Origin of the sequence: Chitinophaga niabensis, assembly GCF_900129465.1 — a bacterium.
In the GTDB taxonomy this organism is placed as follows: domain Bacteria; phylum Bacteroidota; class Bacteroidia; order Chitinophagales; family Chitinophagaceae; genus Chitinophaga; species Chitinophaga niabensis.
In genome coordinates, this window is the sequence record NZ_FSRA01000001.1 from 3898915 (window position 1) to 3922566 (window position 23652).

At 44.5% G+C, this 23652-nt stretch carries 27 protein-coding genes; 15 read left to right on the forward strand and 12 right to left on the reverse strand.

The genetic code is table 11. The features are described from left to right. The first annotated feature begins 160 nt into the window (after nt 1-160). The 3 genes from BUR42_RS15555 to BUR42_RS15565 are packed head-to-tail and all read left to right on the forward strand — an operon-like array spanning nt 161 to nt 4123. Entirely contained in the window at nt 161-2278 is a 2118-nt protein-coding gene (locus BUR42_RS15555) for a PVC-type heme-binding CxxCH protein (protein WP_074240101.1), read from the forward strand. Between the two features lie 5 nt (nt 2279-2283). Continuing rightward, nucleotides 2284-2634, forward strand: coding sequence for a high-potential iron-sulfur protein (locus BUR42_RS15560; protein ID WP_074240102.1), 351 nt, complete (start codon nt 2284-2286; stop codon nt 2632-2634). Between the two features lie 10 nt (nt 2635-2644). Continuing rightward, complete coding sequence (locus BUR42_RS15565; protein WP_143197461.1) at nt 2645-4123, forward strand: glycoside hydrolase family protein; 1479 nt, start codon at nt 2645-2647, stop codon at nt 4121-4123. On the opposite strand, the gene BUR42_RS15570 is transcribed toward BUR42_RS15565, so the two are convergent. The 5 genes from BUR42_RS15570 to BUR42_RS15590 all read right to left on the reverse strand — a co-directional run bounded on the left by BUR42_RS15570 (nt 4115) and on the right by BUR42_RS15590 (nt 8938). Beyond that, nucleotides 4115-5296, reverse strand: coding sequence for a M20 metallopeptidase family protein (locus tag BUR42_RS15570; protein ID WP_074240104.1), 1182 nt, complete (start codon nt 5294-5296; stop codon nt 4115-4117). The genes BUR42_RS15565 and BUR42_RS15570 overlap by 9 nt on opposite strands. A gap of 5 nt (nt 5297-5301) precedes the next feature. Continuing rightward, on the reverse strand, nt 5302-6312 hold the full coding sequence (locus BUR42_RS15575) for a dihydrodipicolinate synthase family protein (protein ID WP_074240105.1): 1011 nt from the start codon (nt 6310-6312) through the stop codon (nt 5302-5304). Between the two features lie 2 nt (nt 6313-6314). Next, nucleotides 6315-7322, reverse strand: a complete 1008-nt coding sequence (locus BUR42_RS15580; protein ID WP_074240106.1) for an NAD-dependent epimerase/dehydratase family protein — start codon at nt 7320-7322, stop codon at nt 6315-6317. 10 nt (nt 7323-7332) lie between these two features. Further along, nucleotides 7333-8565, reverse strand: a complete 1233-nt coding sequence (locus BUR42_RS15585) for an Nramp family divalent metal transporter (RefSeq protein WP_074240107.1) — start codon at nt 8563-8565, stop codon at nt 7333-7335. A gap of 109 nt (nt 8566-8674) precedes the next feature. Beyond that, a complete protein-coding gene (locus tag BUR42_RS15590) occupies nt 8675-8938 on the reverse strand; it encodes a hypothetical protein (protein ID WP_074240108.1) in 264 nt (87 codons plus the stop codon). 237 nt (nt 8939-9175) lie between these two features. On the opposite strand from BUR42_RS15590, the gene BUR42_RS15595 reads away from it, so the two are divergent. Beyond that, a complete protein-coding gene (locus BUR42_RS15595) occupies nt 9176-9343 on the forward strand; it encodes a helix-turn-helix transcriptional regulator (protein ID WP_200798305.1) in 168 nt (55 codons plus the stop codon). Here BUR42_RS15595 and BUR42_RS15600 read toward each other — a convergent pair. The 3 genes from BUR42_RS15600 to BUR42_RS15610 all read right to left on the reverse strand — a co-directional run bounded on the left by BUR42_RS15600 (nt 9294) and on the right by BUR42_RS15610 (nt 12187). Beyond that, nucleotides 9294-10445: an acyltransferase family protein gene (locus BUR42_RS15600; RefSeq protein ID WP_074240110.1), complete on the reverse strand. Its 1152-nt coding sequence runs from the start codon at nt 10443-10445 to the stop codon at nt 9294-9296. The two genes, BUR42_RS15595 and BUR42_RS15600, sit on opposite strands and share 50 nt — an antisense overlap. Before the next feature lie 105 nt (nt 10446-10550). Then, nucleotides 10551-11690, reverse strand: coding sequence for a glycoside hydrolase family 5 protein (locus tag BUR42_RS15605; protein ID WP_074240111.1), 1140 nt, complete (start codon nt 11688-11690; stop codon nt 10551-10553). 74 nt (nt 11691-11764) lie between these two features. Further along, the gene (locus tag BUR42_RS15610) at nt 11765-12187 is read right to left on the reverse strand and encodes a secondary thiamine-phosphate synthase enzyme YjbQ (protein ID WP_074240112.1); all 423 of its coding nucleotides are present in this window, start codon (nt 12185-12187) and stop codon (nt 11765-11767) included. 359 nt (nt 12188-12546) lie between these two features. On the opposite strand from BUR42_RS15610, the gene BUR42_RS15620 reads away from it, so the two are divergent. Then, the gene (locus BUR42_RS15620) at nt 12547-12936 is read left to right on the forward strand and encodes a hypothetical protein (RefSeq protein WP_074240114.1); all 390 of its coding nucleotides are present in this window, start codon (nt 12547-12549) and stop codon (nt 12934-12936) included. A gap of 40 nt (nt 12937-12976) precedes the next feature. Here BUR42_RS15620 and BUR42_RS15625 read toward each other — a convergent pair whose 3' ends face one another. Next, nucleotides 12977-13378, reverse strand: coding sequence for a c-type cytochrome (locus BUR42_RS15625; protein ID WP_074240115.1), 402 nt, complete (start codon nt 13376-13378; stop codon nt 12977-12979). A 121-nt stretch (nt 13379-13499) separates the two neighbouring features. On the opposite strand from BUR42_RS15625, the gene BUR42_RS15630 reads away from it, so the two are divergent. Then, nucleotides 13500-13880 (forward strand): ribosomal maturation YjgA family protein, encoded by a 381-nt coding sequence (locus BUR42_RS15630; RefSeq protein ID WP_074240116.1) that lies wholly within the window; start codon nt 13500-13502, stop codon nt 13878-13880. 67 nt (nt 13881-13947) lie between these two features. Here BUR42_RS15630 and BUR42_RS15635 read toward each other — a convergent pair whose 3' ends face one another. Then, nucleotides 13948-14397, reverse strand: coding sequence for an SRPBCC family protein (locus tag BUR42_RS15635; protein WP_074240117.1), 450 nt, complete (start codon nt 14395-14397; stop codon nt 13948-13950). Nucleotides 14398-14636: 239 nt separating this feature from the next. On the opposite strand from BUR42_RS15635, the gene BUR42_RS15640 reads away from it, so the two are divergent. Next, nucleotides 14637-16016 (forward strand): SNUT3/LISCH7 family protein, encoded by a 1380-nt coding sequence (locus BUR42_RS15640; RefSeq protein WP_143197462.1) that lies wholly within the window; start codon nt 14637-14639, stop codon nt 16014-16016. 54 nt (nt 16017-16070) lie between these two features. On the opposite strand, the gene BUR42_RS15645 is transcribed toward BUR42_RS15640, so the two are convergent. Then, nucleotides 16071-16436 (reverse strand): VOC family protein, encoded by a 366-nt coding sequence (locus BUR42_RS15645; protein WP_074240119.1) that lies wholly within the window; start codon nt 16434-16436, stop codon nt 16071-16073. A gap of 198 nt (nt 16437-16634) precedes the next feature. Between BUR42_RS15645 and BUR42_RS15650 the strand changes: the two genes are divergently transcribed. Then, the gene (locus BUR42_RS15650; protein ID WP_074240120.1) at nt 16635-17216 is read left to right on the forward strand and encodes an LOG family protein; all 582 of its coding nucleotides are present in this window, start codon (nt 16635-16637) and stop codon (nt 17214-17216) included. Here BUR42_RS15650 and BUR42_RS15655 read toward each other — a convergent pair. Next, nucleotides 17211-18596, reverse strand: coding sequence for a B12-binding domain-containing radical SAM protein (locus BUR42_RS15655; protein WP_074240121.1), 1386 nt, complete (start codon nt 18594-18596; stop codon nt 17211-17213). The genes BUR42_RS15650 and BUR42_RS15655 overlap by 6 nt on opposite strands. 190 nt (nt 18597-18786) lie before the next feature. On the opposite strand from BUR42_RS15655, the gene BUR42_RS15660 reads away from it, so the two are divergent. From BUR42_RS15660 to BUR42_RS15690, 7 genes are all read left to right on the forward strand, one after another. Then, nucleotides 18787-19155: a hypothetical protein gene (locus BUR42_RS15660; protein WP_234979681.1), complete on the forward strand. Its 369-nt coding sequence runs from the start codon at nt 18787-18789 to the stop codon at nt 19153-19155. After that, on the forward strand, nt 19152-19358 hold the full coding sequence (locus tag BUR42_RS15665; RefSeq protein ID WP_074240123.1) for a helix-turn-helix transcriptional regulator: 207 nt from the start codon (nt 19152-19154) through the stop codon (nt 19356-19358). Before BUR42_RS15660 ends, BUR42_RS15665 begins: the two co-directional genes overlap by 4 nt. A 197-nt stretch (nt 19359-19555) precedes the next feature. Then, nucleotides 19556-20371 carry a helix-turn-helix domain-containing protein gene (locus BUR42_RS15670; RefSeq protein ID WP_074240124.1) on the forward strand — a complete coding sequence of 272 codons (816 nt, stop codon included), beginning with the start codon at nt 19556-19558 and terminating at the stop codon, nt 20369-20371. Nucleotides 20372-20437: 66 nt separating this feature from the next. Continuing rightward, nucleotides 20438-20806 (forward strand): VOC family protein, encoded by a 369-nt coding sequence (locus tag BUR42_RS15675; RefSeq protein WP_074240125.1) that lies wholly within the window; start codon nt 20438-20440, stop codon nt 20804-20806. Between the two features lie 5 nt (nt 20807-20811). Continuing rightward, the gene (locus tag BUR42_RS15680; protein ID WP_074240126.1) at nt 20812-21453 is read left to right on the forward strand and encodes a DUF2461 domain-containing protein; all 642 of its coding nucleotides are present in this window, start codon (nt 20812-20814) and stop codon (nt 21451-21453) included. A gap of 137 nt (nt 21454-21590) precedes the next feature. Then, on the forward strand, nt 21591-22175 hold the full coding sequence (locus tag BUR42_RS15685) for a Crp/Fnr family transcriptional regulator (protein WP_074240127.1): 585 nt from the start codon (nt 21591-21593) through the stop codon (nt 22173-22175). A 59-nt stretch (nt 22176-22234) separates the two neighbouring features. Continuing rightward, the gene (locus BUR42_RS15690; protein ID WP_074240128.1) at nt 22235-23038 is read left to right on the forward strand and encodes a DUF2306 domain-containing protein; all 804 of its coding nucleotides are present in this window, start codon (nt 22235-22237) and stop codon (nt 23036-23038) included. The last annotated feature ends 614 nt before the right edge of the window (nt 23039-23652 follow it).

The following is a 23652-nucleotide window of genomic DNA, read 5'->3' on the forward strand; positions in this document are numbered from 1 at the left end:
AGGGCTGACGCTACCTAGTGTTGAAAATTTAGCTATATATTCGTGTACGTTAACGGAGTTGGACAAATCTAGAAGTAATAAGTTTTAAAAGCAAGCATTTTTTGCTTCCGTGAAAAAATTAATACCGTTCGATCAATCAAATACACAAACTCAATTCATAATGCGGAATACGTTCACACTTCTCTTCGCTGCGTTGCTGATGGCATTCGTTGGTTGCAAAAACAAAGAAAAATATCCCGGCCCGCTTACACCGGAAAAGGCCCTGGAAAGTATCCAGGTGATTGAGGGCTTAAAAGTGGAGCTGTTCGCAGCGGAACCACTTGTTACCGATCCCGTGAGCATGGAATTTGATGAAGACGGCAATTGCTACGTGGTAGTGATGTCCGACTATCCGGACAAACCTGCGCCGGGCAAAGAAAAAGGACATATCCGTGTACTCCGTGATACGGATGGCGATGGCAAGGCAGACACATCTATTGTTTTTGCCGATAAATTATCAGAAGGTACCAGCATCCTGCCCTGGAAAGGCGGTTTACTTGTAACAGCCGCACCCGAGATACTTTACATGAAAGATACTACGGGAGACTTTGTAGCAGATACGCGTGAAGTACTCTTCAGTGGTTTCTTCAAAGACAATCCGGAAACGCAGATCACAAACCTGCGCTTTGGTGTTGATAACTGGATCTATGCCAATAACAGGGGACAGGACGGTAACGTTACCTTCTCAGAGAAACCCGGTACACCTCCTCTATCTGTAAAGGGTGCTGATTTCAGGTTCCGCCTGGACCGTGGCTTATTTGAACTCGAAACAGGTCCCGGTCAATTTGGCCAGGCATTGGATGATTACCGCAACCGTTTTGTAACAGAAAACTCCATTCACCTGCAACAGATCCTGATCCCATGGCGGTACACCCACCGGCATGCCTTTCTTCCCTCCACCCGTTCCATCAAAAACATTTCCGATCATGATCCCATCATGTTCCAGGAATCTGCCACACCGTGGTGGAGAGCAGAAAGGACCAAGAGAAGGAACCAGGAGTTCCAGGAGAAGAAACTGAAACGTGTAGAATATGAAAGAGATCATTTTACCGGCGCATCAGGCGGTACTTTCTATAACGGTGATGCATTGCCTAAACAATTCTATGGCAACATCTTTACCGGTGAAGTAGCAGGAAACCTTGTACACAGGGATATACTGACTTCATCGCCCGACAGTGTGTTCTTTACCGCAAAACGGCCGGCCGAAGAGGCGAAGAGGGAATTCATCTATTCCAAAGACAACTGGTTCCGCCCGGTTAACTTCTCCGTTGGCCCTGATGGATATCTATATGTGTTAGACTACTATCGCCAGCATATTGAAACACCTGTATCCATACCTGATGACCTTAAAGCAGATATGGATTTCTACAACGGGGCAGACAAAGGCCGGATCTATCGCGTAATGCCTGCGGGCGGTGCTTATAAAAAAGCAACACCTGCATTGAGCAAAGCCAGCAGCGACAGCCTGGTACAGCTTTTCAATCATCCTAACCAGTGGTATGCCTCACAGGCGCACCGACTGCTGGTAGAGAGACAGGATAAAACAGTGATCCCTGCCTTGCAAAAAGTTTTTCATGAAAGCGCTGACCCGCGCGCACGTTTGCATGCATTATATGTACTGGAAGCCTATGATGCGCTGAATGCAGGTATTGTGAAAGAAGCACTGGCAGACAGTTCCAACGATGTAAAAGAACATGCTGTGATACTGGCTGAAAGTTATGCTGCATTGCTGCCAACACTCCTTGCACTGGTAAAAGATGCTCCTGCCAAACTTACTTTACAGGTAGCATTAAGCCTTGGCCAGTTCAATGCACCACAAGTAACGCCGGCACTGGTACAAGTGATGGAACGTTTTGGATACGACAGGACCATCCAGATGGCAGTACTCAGCTCCAATGCAGGATCTGCTCCTGCTACGCTGGATGCTTTATTCAAAAGCAGCCTGGCTTCCGACTCCACTAAACTGCCAAACGTTTTTGTGCATGATTGCAGTTATGTGATCGGCAACAGGAATAATAAAGCACAGCTGCAACAATTTGTTTCCCTGCTGGAACAACCGGCCATGGTTTTCAATAAAAGACAAGCCATTGCCATAAAAGGATTGGTGAACGGATGGGAAAAATCCACTACGATTGCTGCAGACCTGAAACCAAAAGTGACAGCTTTAAAAGGTAAACTGAAAAATATCAACGGGGAAACTATTACTCAACTGAAGGAACTGGTTGCTTCTACAAAATAAGTGAGATGAATACGCGCAGACATTTTATCAAGAACGCTATGAGCCTGGGTGGCCTGTTATTGGGCGGGGCCTTTATATTCAGTGGTTGCGGGGATGGCAAAAAGCCGGCTTCCACCAACGATAAGAAACCAACTAACTGCAGTGACCTTTCCGGCATCAGCGACGAAGAAAAGGACAAACGGAAGAAACTGGGTTATGTGGAGAAATCACCTATCCCGGACAGCAAATGTGGTAACTGCAAACTCTACCTTCCTCCCGGCAAAGATGAACATTGCGGCAGCTGCTCCCTGTTCAAAGGCCCTATAGAAGCAGAAGGATATTGTACCTATTATGCTCCTCTTACAGAAGGGGAATAACACTTATGCCATGTCAATCACCAAATACTCACTGGCTTTACTTGCATGCTGGCTGGTAGCTTTTAAACCTTCTCCGCAGGTAGCTATCACCAGGGAACGCGCAGATGAATTATTGGCCAAACTGCCTGACTGGGATCCCTGGGTAAGGAGCCCGGATGCCAGTACCCTGGCCTGGAATGAATCCCCTACCCTGCATGCGCTTGCAGATATGTATGAAGCTACCAATGATCCGCATTACCTGGAAATACTGGCTCAGCGGGGCCAAAATGTACTTTCTCACCGGGATGACAGGCGTAATGTAGCAGATGGTTCCGGGAAGGTAAGGCCGGGTTGGAGCATGGCTTCCAAGTATGTAGTGGCTACAGGGAAATTGGATGATGTTATTGATGTACGTTCCACACCTTCCGCCTATAATAATCAAACCACCGTGGAAGTAGTACCTGCGAACGGATCATTTACCCTGGTGGTGAATAATAAATTCTTCAAAAGGAAAGAAGTATTTGCAGACCTGAGCCTGAACCCTTCGGATGCACGTTTTGTTGAAAAGGTGGTTAATGATCCCATGGCTCCTTACTCCTGCGCAGCCGGCGAGTATACAGATAAATCCAACCTGATCAGGGTGAAGCTGTTGAAGAAAGGTGTTTTGAATGCCGGGACAATTACACTGAAACCTGTTCCATTAGCGTATAGCGGATACTATGGCGTGATCTATCAACCCATGCTGCGCTTTGTGGAGCATGTAAAAAAGAACCCTGCTTTAGCGTACCTGGTGCCTGCTGCAGATAGCTTTATTGTTGCGGCTGCCGCATCTTATGATGATATCATTAAAAGGCTCTGGCGGGAAGGGCCCAACAAGGGTGAAGGTTACTTTCTTACCTGTGAAAAGGGAGAATCGTTCCCTGCAGATAATGTGGGAGCGCCTTTCAACTTCCAGGGCAGGCAGGTATGTGCCATGCTGGCTTTACATCGCCTAACAGGAAAAAAGGTATATAAAGAGAAAGCAGAGAAGATGTGCAGGATGTTCAAGAACCGTTTACGGTACGATCAGCAAAAAGATCTCTACGAATGGAACTACTGGTTTGAGCCGATGACCACCATTGGATGGAAACCTGAAGATAATCTCTCCGCTAATGTAAAATACTTTAAACCTTATGCGATAACAGAAGATGTTTCACACGGGATCCTGGACATTGCCATGGTTGCTGCGGCTACAGAACAAGGCGTAGTATTTGACAACACTGATCTGAAACGCTTTGCCAATACGCTCCTGGTGAATGTAATGACACCGGATGGCTGTGATATGAGAAGAAGGGTGGATGGGTTAGGGCCTGCGCATCCTGCCTATTTCAATCAACTGCATGGCTGGCTCGAACTGGCACCCGGGAATGCAAAAGTATTCCCCGTTATTAAGAAAGCTTATCTCTGCAAGAATGAAGAGTCTTTTGTATTCTGTGCGCGGTTATTAAAATGGGAGAAAAAATTAAACTAAACTTCTAATAGCGATATAAGCCATCAATCCGGGGCCCAGCCGAAGTGCATCTTCATCAATATTAAAACCGGGGGTATGGAGGGAAGCGGTGATATTACGATCAACGTTTCCCACTCCCAATAAATAAAAGCAGGCAGGTAGCTCCCTGCCGTAATAGGCAAAATCTTCCGAAGCCATCCAGATATCCAGGTCTATAATATTTTCCCTGCCGGCATATTCTTCTATGTAAGAGATAACATTGGCAGTAAGCCCTTCCTCATTCACCAATGCCGGATACCCTTTAACAATATTGAGCTCACAGGTAGCGCCCATTCCTTCCACCGTTGCTTCCACTATCCTGCGGATCCGCCGGTGTGCTTCGTCCCGCCATTCCTCATTCATGGTGCGGAAAGTTCCTTCAATATAAACCGCATCCGGGATCACATTTATAGCCCCCTCCGCCATGAAACGGCCAAAGGATAATACGCTGGGAATAGAAGGGTTTGCGACCCTGCTTACTATCTGCTGTAAAGACACGATGACCTGTGAGGCAATGACCACAGGATCTATATTCAGATGAGGTTGTGCACCATGCCCACCCCTTCCATGAATGTGAAGCGTGATCTCGTCCATGGAAGCCATAAACTTCCCTTTTCTTATCCCGATCTTTCCTACCGGTATGGAAGGCATTACGTGTTGCCCTATTGCTGCAAGGGGTGCAGGGTTCTGCAAAACACCATCGCGGATCATGTGGGTTGCACCTCCCGGTAGTTTTTCTTCCCCGGGCTGGAATAAGAGTTTGACAGTACCGCCAAATGTATGTTTGAGGGATTGCAGGACCTTTGCAGTGCCCAGTAAGGAAGCCGTGTGCGCATCATGGCCGCAGGCATGCATTACACCTTTTTGCTTTGATACATAAGGCACTTCGTTACTTTCTGTAATGGGCAATGCATCCATGTCCGCACGCAACGCTATCACTTTTTCAGAAGGAAGGTCTCCTTTTATGAGCGCCAGCACGCCCGTTCCTGCAACAGGCGTCCATTCAATCCCCAGGTTGCTCAACGCTTTTTTCACATAAGCACTCGTTTCCTGCTCATGGAAAGAAAGCTCCGGATTGGCATGCAGATGCCGCCGGTCTTTTATCACTTCCGGGAAAATGGATGCGGACAATTTTTTGATCTCTTCTAATAACATATCAATCAATGATCATTTTCTAAGAATTTCTTCACGAATTCATCTTCCACGAGGTGAGGATAGGCATTCACCACCCTGGTAATTTCTTCCGCCTGCCCCGGAGAAAGTTTCTCATGAGGGTTCAGGCACCAGATACCTTTCATGAGGCCCTGCCTCCTCAACACTTCATGAATACCGGCGATGCATCCTTTAAATGCATTTTTAGGATCAAAGATAGCCGCATTCATATCTGTTACTTCTATGCCGGTTGCCAGCAATGTATCCAGATCTGCATGTCCCTCCCTGATCCGGCGGAACAGTTCTACAGACCTGTGCGTCCAAACTGCATAATGCCCCAGTAATCCGCCTATGAATCGTTTTTCTTTTTCGCCAAAACGATAAGGCGTTACCAGGTCCGCCACTATATTATCATCGTTACCGGTGTACAATATGATATCCGTATCAGCAATAGCCCTTACCACATCCAGGGTTTGGTAGCGGTTGAAAGCAGCCACTTTAATGGCCTGCACGTTCGGGATGGCGGCAAAGGCTTTCCAGAAGTCATAACTCAACACACGGCCACCTACAGCAGGTTGCAGGTAGAAACCGAAAACGGGGATCATCTCTGCAATCACCTTTGTTCTTTCTATTAGTTCCTGCTCCGTGGCGTTCTGCAAACCGCCCATGCTCAGCAGGCCCAAGTCGTACCCGTATTTCAAAGCAAGTTCCGCATCCTTCACTGCACTTTTCAATGGGCCGCAGATACCTGCTACTTTGATAAGGGGCCTATCTCCTACTTCTTCGGCAGCCATCCTTAATACCGGTTCAAGATAGTTAAATTCCGGCTGACGGACCTCAAATTGCGTGGTGTGCACGCCAACAGCCACACCATCCACGCCACTGGCCATATAATACCTGGTGAGCCTGCGCTGGCTTTTTTCGTCTATCGAGAGATCTTCATTCAGCGCCAGCGGATGTGCCGGTATGAAAGCGCCTTTTTGCAGCAGGGCTTTGATATGTTCTTTTAACTGTGCCATAATTAAAAATTTCCTTCTCGTTCCTGAAAATGCGTTGGTTTATTCAAAGTTTTGCCTCCTGCTACTACCCATTCCGCAATGAGGTCTATCATCTGCCTGAGGGTTACATGCGGATAACCGAAGAGCCTGAAACATTCTGCTGAATTGCTCAGCAATGCATCCGGCTGTTCTTCATTCACCAGGATGGGTTGTTTATTCAGCCGCTTACCAAACTCAGCCGCCAGCCAGCGAACAGGTACGGTTTCCGGGCCTGATACATTCAGCAGCTTAGCAGGTGTGGAGCAATGCAGTAATGCGCGGATAGCGATCTCATTGGCATCTCCCTGCCAGATCACATTTACATGGCCCATGCGCAGATCTATCTCCCGCTGTTCATTTACGGCTTTCGCAATTTCCAGCAGTACGCCATAACTCACATCGTTTGCATAATTGAGCCGGTAGATACATAAAGGCGTTCCGTAAAGAGAAGAGAAATACTGGAACATCCTTTCCCTGCCCAGGCAGGATTGGGCGTATTCGCCTAAAGGGGCAGCGGGGTTCTCCTCCGTCATGCCGCCATTTTTTACCGGAGAGAGCGGGTACACGTTGCCGGTAGAGAAAGCAACTATCCTGGCATCCCTGTATTTTTCCGCCACTCTTCCGGGCAGGTAAGTGTTCATTGCCCAGGTGTAGGACTCTTTGCCGGTGGTACCGAACTTCTGCCCAGCCAGGTAGATCACATTTTTTGCCGTGGGGAGATTCTGCAGCTCTGCGTCATTGAGCAGGTTTGCAGCGACGGTTTCAATCCCTAAGCCGTTTAGTTCTGCTTCTAGCCCTGTTTCAGAAAACCGTGAGATGCCGATGATCCTTTTATTAATACCGGCTTTATTCACAGCCGCTTTTGCCAGCCTTGCCATAGCGGGGCCCATTTTGCCGCCAACGCCCAACAAAATGATATCTCCTTCTATTCTGGCGATATCGTTCACCAATGCTTCCGAAGGCGCTAACATGGCCTGATAAATCTGTTCCATCAATAATGTTTTATTTCAAAAAAATGTCTTTAAAATTAATGACCGCCAGTGCGAGGATAACCAGCAAACCTAATGCACCAGCTACTTTTACGAAGGTGCTGTTCTTGTCCTTCCCCATAAGCTTTTCATCGTTGGCGATGAGGTACATAGCAATTCCTACCACCGGCACAACGAAGATGGTGACGCTTTGTGCGAATACGATCAGTTCCAGCGGCAGCCTTCCAAAGGCTATTGCAATGATGGCCCCGGCCAGCATTACCAGCGCAATGAAGAAGCGGATGCTCTTTGCACTGAAATTATTGCCATAACCTAAGGCATCCCCTAATAAAAGTCCGCCCACTCCTGCATTTCCAATAATAGAAGAGAAAGAGGCACCAAATAAACCAATGAGGAATAAACCGGAGGCGTAGCTACCGAAAAGTGGTTCCAGGGCCAGGGACATATCTGATGCCGTATTCACCGTGATATTCCTGGGATGCAGGATAGCAGCGGCACAGATCAAAACAATGGCGCTCATGAAACCCAGGATGATGATACCCGTAACACTATCGCTCCTTCTCTTTGGTTCCGGTTGGTTTGGCTGCAGCTGGCGGATCCTTCTTCTTTCCTGTACCAGGTAGGATTGATAGAATGCCCCTACAATAGAAAAACAGGAAGCCATAAAAGCAATCACCAAACCCTGAGAGCCTTCCGATACGGAAGGAATGAAACCAGCAGCCGTTTGCTTCAGATCAGGGTTGACCAGGAAAACAGTTACAATAAAAGATAATAACATCAATCCTATCAAGGCAATCATCAGCCATTCCAATACTTTATAGAAGGCCCTGAAAAAAAGGAGTGCAATACTTATAATATTAAAGGCAATGATCCATGGTGTGGTAGAAGTGTGCGTTAATTCCGCCAGGGCCACTCCTACTCCTACTGAATTACCTGCCTGGAAAGATGTACAGACCAGGAACACCCCAATGCCGATAATGATGCCTACACCTTTGCCCCAACGAGCTTTAATGGAACTAAGCAATGATTGCTGCGTAGCGTATCCAATACGGGCAGCCATGTTGGTGAAGATGACCATAAAGAAGATGGCTACGGCGATGATCCATAATAAATCAAAACCGTAGTTGGCACCCAACTTAGAGGTGATGGTCATTTTACTGGGGCCGAAGACGAGGGCGGCAATGATTAATCCCGGGCCGAGGCCTTTGAGCCAGGAGAGGACATTTGATTGTTTCTGATCTGCCATATGCTGATAAAATGATAGTTGGAATGAAGATTTCGGTAACGTACCCGAAAATAGACATAAAATTGAATTATTTATAGGAAAATGGGGAGTTGGAGGAAATTTTGGAGGATTACTGTTTAAATAGTTGGCGATAGGTTATGATATCATCCTGTAATAGCTGGCAGGCTGCTTCTGTGAATCTGAGGGTTTCACCGAATGCTATGAAGATCTTTTGTTTTTCAGACGCATCCATATCTTCAAAATACTCACTTTCTGCTGCTGCAACAATGAGAGGCCATAGTGCCTGTACGAGTTCTCCAGGTTCTTTAAATAATGCATGGAAACTGCTGGCTGTTTTTAGGCATTGCTCCTTTTCTTTTATGGATAAAGACATATCGTTTGGAGTTTAAAAATCGCAATATGTGTATATTAACTTCGTTATTTGTGCTTTTTTGCACAGATATAAAATTACAACATTTGGGTTAAAATCCACCAATATTAATATTTATACATAAATAATACTATCTAATCGAAATATTGTGTTTTTCACCAACAATAGTGATAATTTATGCCGTTTTATATTTGCGCCATTATGCCTGAAAGCAAGCGCACATATAATCGTATCAAGGCAATGCTGGCTTTGAAACATAAGACCAGTAAAGAGTTGGCCGAACATTTACAGATCAATCCACAGACTGTATCCAGCTGGGCTACGAATTCCCGTCAGCCACGTCTCGATGAGCTGTTTGCTATTGCAGAGTTTTTGAAAGTTGGCCCTTGTGAATTGCTGGAAATTTAGATGCTAATATCCTTTGCCTAAGCCGCAAAAAAGGCTCTTCCACCGTTTTGTATAATACCAACGCAGCCAGAATAGTTCCTGCCAGGCATAACAGGAACATCAGATTTCCTTTAGGTTCAATATTCATTTTTGCCAACAATGGCTGTATTACGTGCATAACTCCCTTATGTATAAGATAAAGCCCAAAGGATAATTTTGCAATCCATGCAGTAAAGCGGCTATTGTATTTATATAATACACAATTGGGACTTAGTGCAGCCACTACCAGCAATCCATAACCAGCAGCCACTAGCGGGAAACCGAATATAGATGCATAAAAGCTTTTCTGATCCTCACACAGGAACCAGGCACCTGTTAACACGATAAAGCCCAGCACCAGGGTAACATTCCCATACTTTGTGATCCATTCTTTAGCAGATGGTTTAAATGTAAATAATGCAGCAATGGAAACACCTGCCAGCAAGCCATCCAGCCTGTTGTAGGTAGGGTAATAGATCTGTTTGTACCAGGTAATTCCAAAAGTATCATTTCCTGCATCCGGCGCAACCAACGTATACCAGGTAAATAGCCTTGCCGCAAATCCAAAAAGTAGCAAACCTGATAAGAACGCCCCTCCCCTCTTTGTAGCATTGAAATATACTATTGTTATCAGCGCCAATGGGAAGAGCAAATAAAAATGCTCTTCTACGCACAGTGACCAAACATGTGAAAAGGTGCCAAAATGCTTAATATCAAAGTCAAAGTTCTGCGTGAAGGTGAGGAACTTCCAAAGCGGAGGTAAGGCCTCCTTTTCATGGAATGCAGGGACTAAGAAATAAATGGCCAGGACTACCAGGTAAGCAGGAATGATCCTGAAGAAACGTTTAATGAAAAACTCAGGTAAAGAAATGGGTTTCGCTACTGCTATGCTGGCGAACAATTGCGAGGAGATCAGGTAGCCGCTTAATACAAAAAAGAGGTCTACCCCCGTCCAGCCAAAACCCATTACATCGTCTATCCACTCCGGATGTTTGAACATCCTGTAATGATAAAACAACACAGTGATAATAGCCAATGCTCTTAAATGATCCAGCCCTGCAAGCTTTCCGTTTGTATGCGCCATAGATTATTACCCAAAATATGCATTTAAGCATCAAATACTTACTATTTTATGCATACTGTTGTTGATCTTTTGTGGTGGGCGATGCATGAATTCTTTAAGCAGGTATCAATGCGTCCGCTGTAACAGTGTCAGCAATTTCCTGTCCAGCTTCTGACCATACCAATCTTCGTATTCAACGTCAGCCCTTCTGGAATTGAGTACGCCAAAATCCCCGCTGAACTCCCATAGTCCAAAACCGATCTTATTGCTTTGCAGGATATCCAGCACATCGCCGAACCATGCGAGGAAAACAGCATGCGGCGTTTTGTTCCAGCAACCACATTCACCACAATGTACCCCTACTCCTTTTTTTACCAGATCGATCCATGGCTGGTAATGCTTTTCCAGCATTTCCCTGCCCAGGTATTCATTGCCCACCTGGCCCGGCCACTTTGGCTCAGGCAGGTTCTCCGGATCTTTATTGGCCCAGGGAGCTTTGTAATGAGAGATCTTTCCCGGATAGTATCCACGGCAACTTTGTGCAATATCCAGGTCTATGATCTCGGGGATCACTGATGTACCTACATTATTTCCATCTGCAATGATCAGGCGGGAAGGATTTTCTGTGCGGATAGCAGTTGCCGCCGCCTGCGCTACCTTACGATAAACCTGCCCGGGTACAGCTGTTATCCTGGAATGCTGATCATTCATATCTTCCCGCATAGCAGGTTCATTCAGCAGGTCGAAACTGATCTTCTTTTCGGATACATGCTTAAACCGCTTTGCCCAGAAACTCCAGTGGTAGCAAAATGCCTTCAGCGCTTCTTCATCCTTCCATAAATTGTACGGTTCATGGAAACCGGCATTGATACAATAACCCGGAGCACGATGCAGGTTCAGGCTTACATGTATATTGTAACGATGCGCCATCGCCACGAGTTTTTCAATTTCTTCTACCCGCGCCTCATCTATTTTATATACTTCTTCCGGAGTGATCTGTTTATTATGATCAAAAGCCAGGTAATAAGGATATGCTATGGGGATGCGCACAAAATCAAAGCCCCAGTCCCGCATCCAGCGGAAATGGTCTTCTGTTGTTTTACGGCCTGTGGCGGAAGGTTTGGGAGAAAAGAAGTCCAGGAGGTTAAAGCCCCTCCAATTAGGCAGCTTATTGGCAGGAAGTTCTGCTGCGAAGGCTGTAGTACCGGCAATACCTGCGCCTATAGTCAATAATCCCGTATTTTTTATAAAAGAGCGACGTTCCATTACTGTATTTGTTTAACGTGGGAATGCATATCGTAGAAAAATATGCAATTTTCGCCGTTAATCAAATACCTGTTTCATGCTCCCCATGCAGTGATCACTAATTCTCTTTCCCCTCCTGCATCCCTGTGTTCGCAAAGGTAAATGCCCTGCCAGGTACCCAGGGCCAGCTTTCCATTATAAATAGGGATAAGAACAGAACTGCCCAGCAGGGAAGCTTTAAGATGCGCAGGCATATCGTCTGACCCTTCATAGTTATGCAGGTAGTCCGGATCATCCTCCGGCGCCACCTTATTGAAGTACGTTTCAAAATCCATTCTCACTGTTGGGTCCGCATTCTCATTGATGGTAAGTGATGCTGAGGTATGCCTGATAAATACCTGGCACATTCCTGCTTTCAGCTCGCCGATCTGTGGTAAGGCCCTGGCCACTTCTGCAGTGATCAGGTGAAAGCCCCTGCTTCTTTGTTTCAGCCGTAATGCCTGCTGGAATATTCTCATGCTGTAAAAGTACCTACACTTTTCTAAAATCCATTTCCCTTCCCAAGCGATCCCTTAATCGGAAGGAGATGACCACATCCCCTTCCCTTTCAAGGATAGTAAAGCCATATGATTCTTCCCTCGCATAGTTGAATGAGATCTCCAGCTGGCCATTTAAAAACCGGTATGTGCCATGTTTATCGGTGTTGGGAGACTGCCATATAAATTTGTAGCCTTCCGTGCCCGGAAAGAACCGGATCGTTTGATCCGAATTTATATCACGAAAGACCGTGTGTGATGGGAACAACATGGACATAATATAATAAAAAAGAGGCAATAAACTACGCTGGTGGTACGTTTAACCCACAGAGTCATTTACCATGCGTTTTCCACTGCAGATAGTAACCGTATTGTTTATCACACTACTGCTGTATAGCTGTTCCAGTGTCAGGGGAGTATTTCAGCGGAAGGAACGTGTATATCAGCCTCCAAGACTGGGTGCTGAATACCGCTTTGAGGACGGCCTTCGCAGACAAAAGAATCCGCAGAACCTGTTCAGCAAAAAAGAAAGGAAAGATATGGAGAAGATGGGGTTTGGTATGAACTCCAAACAACAGGAACGTTCTGCACCTCATGTACGAATTACAGCGATGCAGGCTGACAGTATACTGACTGGTAAAACAAGAGATACCACTCATATAGATAGCACACAAACCGTACCCGTTGATACTACCCTCACGCGGCCGGTAGATACTACCAGGCAGCAATAAAAGTGTAAAAGCCCATCGTTTGACGGGCTTTTACATAAGATCATTTTGCTGCTTCCGGGCTCGTAAGCGGCTCATCATGACCTCTATGGCAGGTATAACATGTAACCGCCATTGTTTGATGACCTTTGAAATATTTTTTATTCAGGCGTGCAGTCATACGCATCATATCACGCGCTATCTTTTTGTGATCATTCTCATCGCTGGCAAAGTCCAGTTTTTTAGGGTCATCTTTGCGGGGTGCGTGGCAAAAATTACATTTTACACCCAGTGCATCCTTAAATTCCTTCATTACCTTTTCCAATTCTTCGTGGCTGGTGTTCTTAGGGAGCACTTTCAGATTTTTGGCTCTCTCATGCTCCTGCTGCTGTGGCAGCGAAAGTGAGCAAAGTGTAACTGAAAGCAATACCGTTGCCATAAGTACAATACTGTTCTTCCTTTTCATACGTACGATTTTAATTGAGTTAGTCTATATTTTGATAAAAGGGGCTATGTTAATATAGTAAAAGTAATACAAGTTGTCACTTTTATATTTGAAAATTAAAGTATTACATTGAGTTAATACTATGAAACTACGTTTTAGTCCTCTATATTTCAGCCTCGCCGTTCTGATATTTGTTATTGAAGTCCTGATCGCAGCCTATCTCCATGATGGATTTATCCGGCCCTATGCGGGAGATTTCCTGGTGGTTATCCTGATCTACTGTTTTGTGCGCAGCTTTGTTCAGGCACCTGTTGTACCAGTGGCGCTGGCTGTGCTGGCATTCTCCTATCTCGTGGAAACCTTGCAGTACTTTAACCTGGTAAAGCTTCTTGGGCTTGAACATTCGCGGATAGCCAATATCGTTATCGGCAATTATTTCACCTGGGTAGATATAATTGCTTATACGCTTGGGATCGGGTTTACCATATTCATCGAAAAGTTCAGAAACTACGGACGGCCGTAATAATGGCGGCAATGAACAATGCCAGCCCTGGAAACAGGATGGTCCTGGAGAAATAGTTTGATTTCATTCAGCTTACTTGTGTCAGTTTTTCCTCTGCCACTTTTTTAATTTTAAATATAGTCGTTCTCCAATAAAACGCCAGATGTTTAAGGATCACTTCTGTGGGGAAGTTTTCGATATTAAGTGTTAACAAGGTTCCTTCTTCAGCAGGCGTTAATACAAACTCCATAACCGTATAGTTTTCCGGTTTATCAGGCAGCCGGGAAATATTGCTCAGGTGGCTGTAGCTTAGCCTGCTCTCTTTTTCGTACTGCAGCACCCATCCGCTATTCTCAAATTTCATATGATGAAACCCCTGGATAAGGATCGGGGAATTGATCTCCCAGGTGGTAATTACTTTTATCTGCAATTCATCACCCCCCATCCAGTCCGCCATTATCTCAGGAGTTGTGAGTATATTCCAGACCTGTTCCCGGGTTGCATGTATGAGCACATTCGTTGAAAATTTATCCGTCATGATGCGAAGCCATTTAAGTTCAAAACTACAGGTTTTGCATCAGCCGTCTGAAAGGATTTCAGACATGAAAACTTTTCATCACTTAATGAATAGCGGTACGATTATACTGATTATCAGCCACTTATTAATCAAGCTGATCTACCAGGTTACGGGGGCTGAAATTTTAACATTTCTGGTACGATTCTCGTATAACTTTTCCCTGTTTTTGTCGTCTTATATATGTAACAACAGCGTATCGCATGAGAATTATACATTCATTGCCTGCCGTTCTGGTCAGCTTAATGCTGACTACCGGCGTACAGGCACAGGACGAAACGGGTTTACCTGGAGACAACTTCAGCCTTGAAGGCGCACTGGAGATGTTCAAAAAGGCTCAAAATCCCGGAGAATTTGAGAAAATGCTGAATACTAAAGAGAATGGTGTAAATAACCTGGATCTGAACCAAGACGGGGATATCGATTATATCCGCGTTGTCAATAAAAAAGACGGGGATATACAACTCTTCGTGTTGCAGGCATTAGTGTCGCCTTCAGAAAGTCAGGACGTTGCCGTGATAGAGCTCGAGAAAACCGCAGACGACCATGCCGTGATACAGATCGTGGGAGATGAAGACATCTATGGCGTATCAAAGTTGGTGGAACCTTCCGATGATGACCAGGTGACTGCTTTTGATGAAACATTATCAGACAGGCCGCATGGGCCGAATGCAGCTTTTGCTCCATCCGGGCTGGTGGTGAATGTGTGGTTCTGGCCTTCCGTTCGTTTTGTGTTCGCACCACATTATGCTATCTGGGTATCTCCCTGGAGGTGGTATCACTATCCAACATGGTGGCGTCCCTGGAGGCCGCTGGCCTGGGATATCTATGAGCCTATCTGCTACCGCTACAGGCCCAGGTATGTGATAGTGCATACACATCGTATTGTACGTGCACCTTATATCTATCGCCCGATGCGTGTTTATTCGAGGAGTGTTTATGACAGGAATCGGGTAGTGGTAACTAACTACCGCAATAATTACCGGAGTGCACCGTCTCGTGCTAATGGTATGGACAGGAATGTGCCATCAAGACAGTTTGACCGTAACGGGGTGAACAGAAGTGCGCCATCGAGACAATTTGATCGTAGTCCTGCTGTAGCAGACAGGAGTACCCCTTCGAGACAATTTGATCGCAGTCCTGATATAAACAGGAGTACACCTTCGAGACAGTTTGATCGCAACCCTGATATAGACAGGAGTACACCTTCGAGACAATTTGATCGCAGCCCTGATATAAACAGGAGTACACCTTCGAGACAATTTGATCGCAGCCCCGACGTGAACAGGAGTACACCATCAAGGGAGTTTGACCGTTCTACCCCGATCACCAGACCGGAGAGACGAGTAGACCGTAGCCCTGAGAATGTTACCAGTCCACGGCGCGAATACAATCGTAACGCTGCTCCTCAACGTCAATATAACCCGGGGCCACAGCGCTCCTTCGATCGCAGCCCGCGTTCAGTTGACAGACCGCAACGTTCCTTCGATCGCAGCTCACACTCGATCTCCAGGCCACAGGGAGGGCAATCAGCACCACAAAGGGGTGGTGAACATGGCCGGTCTGCACGTCAAAGATCTTAGCTAAACTTATAATAGGGAAAGGGAACACATCAGGCGATGTGTTCCCTTTCTTTTTTACCATTGTTGAATGATAATACAAACATCGGACTCATCCTTCAATGCGAATTCCTTCGCACCCCATGGCCGGAGCGTAACTTTCCTGAGATTAGGATGTAGTAATTCAGGGTGCGTTGAAGCTACTTTCTCATAGACCTCTGCAATATTGTTTGTTACAAGTCTTATTTCAGGCCTGTCTTTTTCAGCGTATTCTTTATTCTGAAAAAGGTTTACCCGTAACTCGTCTTTTTCAATCACGCAAAAAGGATGCTCTGTCTTCAATTCATCATAACCAATCCTGAATTCAAGGCACTCCACAAAAAGTTTGAGGCCCACCTGAATATCTGTGTAAAATACATTGGGAACGAGTCTGGTAAATTTCATTTTGAATTAGTTTACAACCGATGAAAGATAAGACTTACTACGTTTATTTAGGCTCAGGAAAACCCGGGACCATCGCATTAATAGATGCAGGCATCGATTCATCCAGTCAGCAAATGATAGTCCCCTATGCTGATGTCGTAGAATTGTTTAAAAAATTCATATCGCTTCATAAAATCAAATATATGGGTAAATTGGGGTATGAAAAGTATTACTGTTTTCTGCGGATCCAGTTTCGGCCATGACGAAATTTATAAAACCCAGGCAACCCTGCTTGGGCAGACATTAGCAGAGAAAAGGATCCGGTTGATCTATGGCGGGGCAAATGTCGGCTTAATGGGTGCCGTTGCAGATGGAGCTCTAAATGCAGGTGGAGAAGTGACTGGCGTATTACCCAGGTTCTTACAGGAAAAGGAAATCGCCCACAACCATCTGACAGAACTGATCCTTGTAGAAAGCATGCACGAACGAAAAATTAAAATGAACGACCTGTGCGAAGGCGTAATTGCTTTGCCAGGTGGTTATGGTACATTAGAAGAACTTTTTGAAATGCTCACCTGGGCGCAACTTGGGCTGCATAAAAAACCAATAGGCCTTTTAAATATAAACGGGTATTACGACTGTTTAAACATATTGACAAAAACCATGGTTGATAGCGGGTTTTTGAAACAGCTCAACCAGGAGATGCTTTTAGTAAGCGATAATATTGAAGACCTGCTGAACAAGATGTTTGCCTATAAAGCACCTGAGGTTGGGAAATGGGTGACAAAGGAGCGTTTATAGACCCGCAGCTGCCACTGTGTGCTCATGATACCGGATCGGGGCCACAGCATTGATCACATCTTTTCGTTTGCTCATATCAATGGGATAATTCCTTTTTGACCTTTTATAGCTATAAAATGAATTCATGAACAGGGACAACAGAAATGCCCCTCTTCTTAAGGTGAATACTCCCCGCAGAATTCGCCTGAAAGCATACAAGGGTGAAAATGATTTCTTCCATAAGGTCCTGTGTGCCTGCAGTAGTTGGTCCTCACTTATTTTTTTGGGCACAAATGCAACGTTATAACCATTGTAAAAGTGCCAGTTCCTCTCCTCCAGGATCCGCCCTTCCCTATTTAATGTGGTATAAATAGGTGTTCCCCTGAATGGCGTCATGATACTAAGAAAAGGTACATCGATACCGATCTTCATCAATTGATCTGCCATATTGATGATGCTTTCTTCATCGTCGTGATCAAATCCTGCGATAAAACCGGCCATTACCGCGATACCTCTTTTTCTGATCTCCTTTACTGCAGCACTGTAGTTGCCGATCTTGTTCTGCCGCTTATTAGCATCAGCAAGCGAATCCACTCCGAAGGACTCGATCCCCAGGAATACACCTATACAGCCTGAGGCCTTCATCAGGTCCAGCAACTCCGGATCTTTGGCGATATCCATGCTCGCCTGCGTGAGCCACCACTTTTTCAGCGGGATCATTTTCCGCAGAAGCTCCCTGATGTAGGGGCGTTTGATGGTGAGATTGTCGTCCCAAAACCAAACGATCTTTTTCTGCCACCAGTGGTTGAACTTATCATAAGATGCGTCGCGTATCACATCCTCCACCGGGCGTAACCGAAAGCCGGGATTCAGTGAAGGCACTGTACAAAAAGAGCAGGAGAAAGGGCAGCCCCTCGTTGCCTGTATCACCTTTTTAATAAAGAACCGGCCCGGCAACAGGTCATACCGCGGAGTAGGAAGGTCTTTCATATCGCAGGGGCTTCCCGTATATACCCGTTTTAACTGGTCAAGACCGAAATCCTTTAACAGCCCAGGCCAAACATTCTCCGCCTCCCCGGTAACAATAGCATCAAAGTAGGCGAGCGCTTCTGCCTGGCAATACGTAACATGCGGGCCTCCTGCCACCACCACCTTCCCTCTTTTCCTAAATTCAACAGCCAGGTTGTAGGCTGCCATGGCGAATCCGCTGAAAAAAGAAATGGCGATGAGATCTGCATCAGTGTCGAGGTTAATCCTGTCGATCTGCTGGTGAAACACACTTACCGTATGTTCGGCAGGAGTAATGGCAGCCAGGTGAATGCCAGTGACGGGTGGTACAAAATCCCGTTCATGCCCGAATTCGTATCGTTGTACGTATGCTATGATGATGTCTATTTTCATAAACCAATCATTGGTTGTTCGAAACAAATATACACATACTTTGTATTTCAAAGTACTTTTTACCATCATTATTTACAGACCTTAGAATGAAAATAAATTTGGGGGTATGTAATCTATACATTACATTTAGTACTGTAAACATTACATTATGCGCCGAAATTCTTTCCCTTATTCCTATTGGGCTAAAATATTGGGGGTACTGATCATCATTGCCGGTATTTTTAGTTTTTTCCAGCAATACCATAAAAAGGGCGTTTATGATTTCAATGAATTAGCTGTTGGATTAAGCTGGGGATTTGTCTTTATTTTCTTTTCTAAGGAAAAGACGGATGATGAAATGGTAAGAAGTCTAAAATTCAAAGCATTGGCAACAGCATTGATTGCCTCATTTTCAATTACCCATCTTTACAATTACTTCTTCCTTAACTGGCATTTTGAGCGCGGGAGGGATGTAATTCTTTCCATCTCAGCTTATCAGTTCTTAGCCTTCACATTAATGACCGCTACTGCTTACTTTTATTACCTGAAGTATCAGATGACTTTAAATGAAGGGGAATGAAAAATCTTATTAAGGTGGAGCGCGCGAGGCAAAATTTAACACAAGCGGAATTAGCTGAAAAAGTGAAAGTAGCCAGGCAAACTATTATTGCAATTGAAGCGGGTAAATTCCTCCCTTCTACGATCTTAGCCTTTAAAATTGCCAAAATACTAAATTGTACAGCTGATGAACTTTTTGAGCTGGAAGACCTGGATTGGCTGTAAGCACGAATCCAAGGATAGTGCTACCCTGGCTTCATCCTTGCTTCATGTTAGCTCCTGGAGCGGTTTAGAGCAAGGATGAAGCAAGGATAAAGCAAGGGTTAAGCCTGAATAAAGCCACCATAGCGGGTTTCAGCCAATTCATTTTCCTAATGCATTGATAACCAAGGAATGATTTCATATTATGTTAAATAGAACCAATGATTCACCAGATATTTGAACCGAACAGCGACTTAGCGGCATTCGTCAAATGTTATTGGACATTGGAAAGCCTGAAAGAGAAAACACCTGAAAAGAACACCATTGTTCCTGATGGGTGTATGAAAATGATCTTTCATCACGGAGATCCGTACAAACACTACACAGAAACCGGGAACAGCGTTCTCTTACCACGATGTTTTGTTATCGGTCAACTCACCGGGCCATATGAAGTAGAGCCTACAGGAGAAACAGGCATTTTCTTTGTCTGCTTTCATCCACACGGATTTTTGCCCTTTGCCACCTTTCCCATCAAAGAAATGGAAAACACAGCCGTTCCTTTGGAGAAATTGTTTGGAAAAGACGGGCAGGAAATAGAAGAAAAGATCCTTCATGCCGGCACAACTTCAGAAAGGATACAGCTGATCGAAAAATTTTTATTCAACCGGTTAACTGATACTGAAACCATTGATCACATTGTACAATCAGCCATTGAAACCATTTTAACAGCAAACGGGCAACTCTCCGTTGATGAACTCTCCAGGAAAAACAATACCAACCGAAGACAACTGGTGCGTAAATTCTCATCCTCCATTGGCCTAAGCCCGAAACAACTTTCAAAGACCATAAGGCTGCAGGCAACCCTCAAAATGCTGCTGAACAGGAAAATCACCAGCCTTACAGACCTGGCTTACGAAAGCGAATATTACGACCAGGCCCATTTTATTAAAGATTTCAAAGAATTTACCGGGCTGACCCCTAAAGAATTTTATGGAGATCATCTGAAGATGTCTCTGATCTTTGACAGCGGGGATTAACCTTGTCCCATTTTTACAATTTTAGGGCCTAAAGTCTTTGCAACTTTGCTGTCTAATAATTTGACAATGGAGAACGTAATCACTTTTTTCGACATTCCTGCAACGGATTTCAGCAGGGCTGTATCTTTTTACAAAGCCATTTTAGGTCTGGAAATAAACGAAACAGATATGTTTGGTACCAAAATGGCCTTCTTCCCTTCTGACGGAACAAATGTATCTGGAGCAATTGTTCAAGGCAAAGATTACAAACCCTCAACAGACGGCGTTATTGTTTACCTAAATGGTGGTAACGACCTACAGAACGTATTGGATAAAGTGGAAAGTAACAACGGAAAAGTAATTGTCCCCAAAACCCATATCAGCCCTGAAGTTGGATACATCGCCATGTTTATCGACACTGAAGGAAATAAAATGGCCCTTCATTCCCTCAACTAAAGCAGATGAATATATCCACGCTCAACTTTCTGAAAAAGTTAGACCAGAACAATAACCGTGAATGGTTTAATGCGCATAAAAAACTATTCACTGTTGCCAGTGAGGATGTAACTTCGTTTGTTGAAGAACTGATAAGGGAAATTGCCAGATTTGATAAGGAAACAGGGAAAGCAGATCCGAAAAAATCACTTTTCAGGATATATCGCGACACGAGGTTTTCCCATAACAAGGACCCTTACAAGATCAATTTCGGCGCAAATATTGGATCTAAAAATGCGGGATACTATCTCCATATCCAGCCCAATCAGTCTTTCTTGGCGGGAGGTATCTATATGCTTGAAAATGACAAGCTGAAAGCGTTGCGGAAAGAGATCTCCAATAATGCCGGAGCGTTTCAAAAGATTGTGGAGGAAGAAGGTTTTTGTGGTTATTTCGGAGGTTTAAGCGAAGAGGGGAAACTAAAACGTGTTCCTGCAGGTTTTGAAAAAGAAGATCCGATGGCTGAATATTTGAAACTTAAACGTTTTGTGGCAGTTAGGCCTGTTGCCGACAAAGAACTTTTGGAAAAGGATGCTCCGAAAAAGTTTGCGGAGGTTTATAGATCCCTGAAGCCTCTCAAGGATTTTCTGAATGCACCTTTTCTGTAGCGCTTTTAGAGAAGTAATTGCAGCCTCACAACAGTACCGTTGTGAGGCTTTTTTTGTTGCCGAAAACGGTAATACAACGAAAGTAGGATCTCCATCGAATTCACCCGATATCCGTATATTTATAGTAAACCCGGGTGATGGAACATTATTATGATACCCTTTTTGCGTATATCTCCCTGATAATCGATATTCCAGAGCATGACAGGGCGCAATGCCGCAATACTTTTAAGCCCTTGCGGGTAGCCAGGGATACTATGTTAGAGGTAGCCGGGGAAGTTCCGGTGCACCATAATTTCATTGTATCAGGTTTTATGCGAAAGTTCTATATCAATGATAAAGGGGAGGAAGTAACCGTTGACTTAAACAATAGCTCACGGTTCTTTACCTCCTATTTCCCTTTTGTAAATCAGAGCATCTCCAATGAATACCTCCAATGCATTACTGATTGTGAGTTGCTGAGGATCACCAAGGCCGATGCAGACAGTTCTTCACAAACCAGCATTACACAAAAGGACTATACAATCAGGCTATTCCAGCAAATACAGGAAGAAGACAGGCAACGAATGAATGATCTGGCCACGCTTACTGCCGAGCAACGGTATGTAAAGCTGATAAAGGATTGTCCGAATATAATAAAGAATGTACCCCTGAAATATATTGCCTCCTATCTCGGAATAAAACCTGAAAGTCTCAGCAGGATAAGGCGGGAGATCATTTCTTAACAATTGTTAAGTAGAAAATCATCAGGCTGAAGTTACCTTTAACCAATCACTTCAGCGACATGAAACAAGTAATCCAAACGCTAGCTCTGCCCCTCTTCAGGAATGTTACCCGTTTTTGGTTTGTAGTAACCTTTTTAGGGCAGTTGATCTTTGCATACTATATACTAATGCTCTACTATAAATCCACTGCTCTTGGCGACTTCGAAAAGTGGAATACCGCTAATCCCCATTTCTATATCAAAGGAGACGTTGCCGGAAACCTGATCTTTGGCTTTCACGTTGCATTGGCCGCTGTAATAACCATTCTTGGGCCTTTACAATTAATAAGTATGATCAGGAACAAGGTGCCAAAGGTCCACAGGATCTGCGGCAGGATATACATCTTTTCGGCGTTCCTTATTAGCGCTGCAGGCTTATACCTCACCTGGGTAAGAGGCTCCGTTGGTGGGCTATTTAGTGCTATCGGCATAAGTATTAATGCGCTGATCATTATTGTGTCTGCCTTTTTTACCATCAGGTATGCCATACAAAGGAATACAAAGTTACATAATCAATGGGCTGTGCACCTGTTACTGGCAATGAGTGGTGTATGGTTATTCCGGGTATTTTTCATGCTCTGGATGTTGGTTCACAGAGCTCCTGTTGGTTTTGATCCTGAAACATTTACCGGGCCTTTTTTAAACGCACTGGCAGTATTTGTTTACATCCTTCCCCAAGCTGTGGTAGCTTTGTATTTTAAAGCCAGATTCTCAGGTTCTGCCAATAAAAAACTGGCATTTTCACTATTGCTTTTTGCTATAACTATTGGTATTGCCGCAGGGACGGTGGGGGCTATCCTGGGCATGTGGCTTCCAAGGATATGATAATGCTGTAAATGCCAAAAGCCTTAAAGGTGTGAAGCTAATGTTTTGATTATTGTATTTTGAAACTTTTCAGGTTCATCCTGCTGAATTTGATGCCCTGAATTTTCAAATAAAAACAAATCCTTCTCAGGTGCTTCTAATTCCTCAAAATATTCCTTTGTGATCCTTGTCGATGTTTGAAGATCGGTTTTACCAACAAAAAATGAAGAAAATGGTTCTTGAAATCATTGCTTGTTGCAAATTCTTTGCCCTCTTTATAAAAAAGCCACTTTCTTAAGTAGAACAGGTCTTCGTCAATTCTAAAAGGAATATCTACGCTCGCTAATTCTTTACTGGCAAGAACATTTTCAGGTTCGGTAGTTTCATTCAACAAAATCATTCAAGAACATTAGATGCTTTTTATGTTTTTCTACATCAATGATTCGTTAATTTAAAATCTATTGAAAGTGAAGGGTATTCCGTTTTTCCTGGAAAAACATGTTTGAAGGGCAACAAAAAGGCTTCACAAAAGTGAAGCCTTTTTGCTATCGTAGCGCGAAACCGGTGTTAAAATGGCTGAATTTATTTTAAGATAATATAAAGCGGTCGCAGGAATTCGCTTGCTGACTTACACG

Excerpts from the sequence above, each read along its gene's own strand:
- BUR42_RS15600 (WP_074240110.1), bottom strand. The coding sequence starts at position 10,445 with ATGGCGCATACAAACGGAAAGCTTGCAGGGCTGGATCATTTAAGAGCA.
- BUR42_RS15555 (WP_074240101.1), top strand. The coding sequence starts at position 161 with ATGCGGAATACGTTCACACTTCTCTTCGCTGCGTTGCTGATGGCATTC.
- BUR42_RS15610 (WP_074240112.1), bottom strand. The coding sequence starts at position 12,187 with ATGAGAATATTCCAGCAGGCATTACGGCTGAAACAAAGAAGCAGGGGC.
- BUR42_RS15625 (WP_074240115.1), bottom strand. The coding sequence starts at position 13,378 with ATGAAAAGGAAGAACAGTATTGTACTTATGGCAACGGTATTGCTTTCA.
- BUR42_RS15670 (WP_074240124.1), top strand. The coding sequence starts at position 19,556 with ATGATTCACCAGATATTTGAACCGAACAGCGACTTAGCGGCATTCGTC.
- BUR42_RS15675 (WP_074240125.1), top strand. The coding sequence starts at position 20,438 with ATGGAGAACGTAATCACTTTTTTCGACATTCCTGCAACGGATTTCAGC.
- BUR42_RS15665 (WP_074240123.1), top strand. The coding sequence starts at position 19,152 with ATGAAAAATCTTATTAAGGTGGAGCGCGCGAGGCAAAATTTAACACAA.
- BUR42_RS15620 (WP_074240114.1), top strand. The coding sequence starts at position 12,547 with ATGCGTTTTCCACTGCAGATAGTAACCGTATTGTTTATCACACTACTG.
- BUR42_RS15635 (WP_074240117.1), bottom strand. The coding sequence starts at position 14,397 with ATGACGGATAAATTTTCAACGAATGTGCTCATACATGCAACCCGGGAA.
- BUR42_RS15570 (WP_074240104.1), bottom strand. The coding sequence starts at position 5,296 with ATGTTATTAGAAGAGATCAAAAAATTGTCCGCATCCATTTTCCCGGAA.
- BUR42_RS15630 (WP_074240116.1), top strand. The coding sequence starts at position 13,500 with ATGAAACTACGTTTTAGTCCTCTATATTTCAGCCTCGCCGTTCTGATA.
- BUR42_RS15595 (WP_200798305.1), top strand. The coding sequence starts at position 9,176 with ATGCTGGCTTTGAAACATAAGACCAGTAAAGAGTTGGCCGAACATTTA.
- BUR42_RS15640 (WP_143197462.1), top strand. The coding sequence starts at position 14,637 with ATGAGAATTATACATTCATTGCCTGCCGTTCTGGTCAGCTTAATGCTG.
- BUR42_RS15580 (WP_074240106.1), bottom strand. The coding sequence starts at position 7,322 with ATGGAACAGATTTATCAGGCCATGTTAGCGCCTTCGGAAGCATTGGTG.
- BUR42_RS15650 (WP_074240120.1), top strand. The coding sequence starts at position 16,635 with ATGAAAAGTATTACTGTTTTCTGCGGATCCAGTTTCGGCCATGACGAA.
- BUR42_RS15585 (WP_074240107.1), bottom strand. The coding sequence starts at position 8,565 with ATGGCAGATCAGAAACAATCAAATGTCCTCTCCTGGCTCAAAGGCCTC.
- BUR42_RS15685 (WP_074240127.1), top strand. The coding sequence starts at position 21,591 with ATGGAACATTATTATGATACCCTTTTTGCGTATATCTCCCTGATAATC.
- BUR42_RS15605 (WP_074240111.1), bottom strand. The coding sequence starts at position 11,690 with ATGGAACGTCGCTCTTTTATAAAAAATACGGGATTATTGACTATAGGC.
- BUR42_RS15575 (WP_074240105.1), bottom strand. The coding sequence starts at position 6,312 with ATGGCACAGTTAAAAGAACATATCAAAGCCCTGCTGCAAAAAGGCGCT.
- BUR42_RS15565 (WP_143197461.1), top strand. The coding sequence starts at position 2,645 with ATGTCAATCACCAAATACTCACTGGCTTTACTTGCATGCTGGCTGGTA.
- BUR42_RS15655 (WP_074240121.1), bottom strand. The coding sequence starts at position 18,596 with ATGAAAATAGACATCATCATAGCATACGTACAACGATACGAATTCGGG.
- BUR42_RS15645 (WP_074240119.1), bottom strand. The coding sequence starts at position 16,436 with ATGAAATTTACCAGACTCGTTCCCAATGTATTTTACACAGATATTCAG.
- BUR42_RS15590 (WP_074240108.1), bottom strand. The coding sequence starts at position 8,938 with ATGTCTTTATCCATAAAAGAAAAGGAGCAATGCCTAAAAACAGCCAGC.
- BUR42_RS15560 (WP_074240102.1), top strand. The coding sequence starts at position 2,284 with ATGAATACGCGCAGACATTTTATCAAGAACGCTATGAGCCTGGGTGGC.
- BUR42_RS15680 (WP_074240126.1), top strand. The coding sequence starts at position 20,812 with ATGAATATATCCACGCTCAACTTTCTGAAAAAGTTAGACCAGAACAAT.
- BUR42_RS15690 (WP_074240128.1), top strand. The coding sequence starts at position 22,235 with ATGAAACAAGTAATCCAAACGCTAGCTCTGCCCCTCTTCAGGAATGTT.